This is a genomic window from Acinetobacter sp. YH01004 (genome assembly GCF_013420455.1).
Classification (GTDB): domain Bacteria; phylum Pseudomonadota; class Gammaproteobacteria; order Pseudomonadales; family Moraxellaceae; genus Acinetobacter; species Acinetobacter towneri.
The window spans coordinates 1-1,482 of the sequence record NZ_VOXZ01000039.1 but is presented as its reverse complement, the minus strand read 5'-3'; the positions used below and the strand labels follow the sequence as shown (position 1 = coordinate 1,482).

The window sequence follows — 1,482 nt, the reverse complement described above, 5'->3', positions numbered from 1 at the left end:
TGTAACTCCAAAATAGAAATGTCCGGTTTCTCCAAAGTAAAAATGTCCGCTTTTAGAATATGCGCTGTTGCAATTTTCTTAGCGGACGGTTTGATATGTTGGTGTCTATGTCGGATAAAGAACTTAAACGATTGTCGGTCTTGCAAGAAATCTGTGATCAACGCATAACCCAGCCCCAGGCTGCTCAGCTACTTCATATTTCAGAACGTCAGATCAGACGTTTATTGCAAAAATACAAAACTCAAGGTCCAACTGCATTAGCCCATGCTGCACGTGGCCAAATCAGCAATTCCAGGCTTCCTGAAGAGCTCAGACTCAAGTGCCTCAATCTGGTCGCTGAACAATTCCATGGTTTCGGACCCACTTTAGCGCATGAAAAGCTCACCACCGTTCATGGCTTTGATATTTCAGTTGAAACACTGCGTTCCTGGATGATTGCAGCAGATCTGTGGATTCCTCGCGCCAAGCGCCTGAAACGCCCGTATCAGCCTCGTTACAACCGGGATTGCTTTGGTGAACTGATCCAAATTGATGGCTCACACCATGACTGGTTTGAAGGACGCGCTGCTAAGTGCTGTTTGCTGGTGTTTATCGATGATGCGACAGGAAAATTGCAGCATTTACGCTTCTGTGAATCAGAATCAACCTTTGACTATATGATTTCAACACGTTTATATGTCGAACAGCACGGTAAGCCTTTAGCGTTTTACAGCGACAAACATTCAGTCTTTAGAGTGAATCAAAGCAGCAAGAAAGACACCAAGATTACCCAGTTTGGACGTGTACTCAGCACCCTCAATATCGATATCATCTTCGCCAATTCACCACAGGCCAAAGGCCGTGTAGAACGGGCGAATAGAACGCTTCAGGACCGTCTGATCAAAGAAATGCGCTTGGAAGGCATCTGTTCGATTGAGCAAGCTAATGCCTGGCTACCCTGCTTCATTGAGCAGTTCAATCAGAAGTTCGCCAAGATGGCTTTTAATCCTAAGAATCTACATCGGCCTATCACTGAAACAGCCGAAGAATTAGATGATATTTTTACTTGGCGTGAACCCCGCAGAGTCACCAATAGCCTGACGATTACTTATGATAAATGCGTATATCTCCTGGAAAACACCGAAGAAAATCAAAGGTTGATCGGTAAGTATCTTGAGTTCCTGGAATACCCGGATGGTACTGTAGCCCTCATGCATGATGGCCGAAAGATCAATTACAGCCTCTTCGATAAATTAAGTCAGCTGAATCAGCGAGAGATTGTTGAGAATAAACGGTTGAGTGCTGTTCTGAATCATATCCAACAACAGCATGAAGAACTGGAACAGCAAAACAAACGTAATCGTTCTCAAAAGATGCCAAGCAGACGTGCACAGAAAACAGCGATTGAACAACGAAATCTAAATCCTGTGCTTGACTTGGAAATGTCCATATAGGACATTTCTATTTGGTTATTAGGTAGGACATTTCTACTTGGGAATAACA

1 protein-coding gene is annotated in these 1,482 nt (G+C 43.8%); it reads left to right on the top strand.

The annotated features are described in order from the left end of the window. The first annotated feature begins 107 nt into the window (after window positions 1–107). Window positions 108–1,433: an ISNCY family transposase gene (locus FTT71_RS13160; RefSeq protein ID WP_096902756.1), complete on the top strand. Its 1,326-nt coding sequence runs from the start codon at window positions 108–110 to the stop codon at window positions 1,431–1,433. Window positions 1,434–1,482 lie beyond the last annotated feature (49 nt).

Coding starts and splice junctions, on each gene's coding strand:
- FTT71_RS13160 (WP_096902756.1), top strand. CDS start 108: ATGTCGGATAAAGAACTTAAACGATTGTCGGTCTTGCAAGAAATCTGT.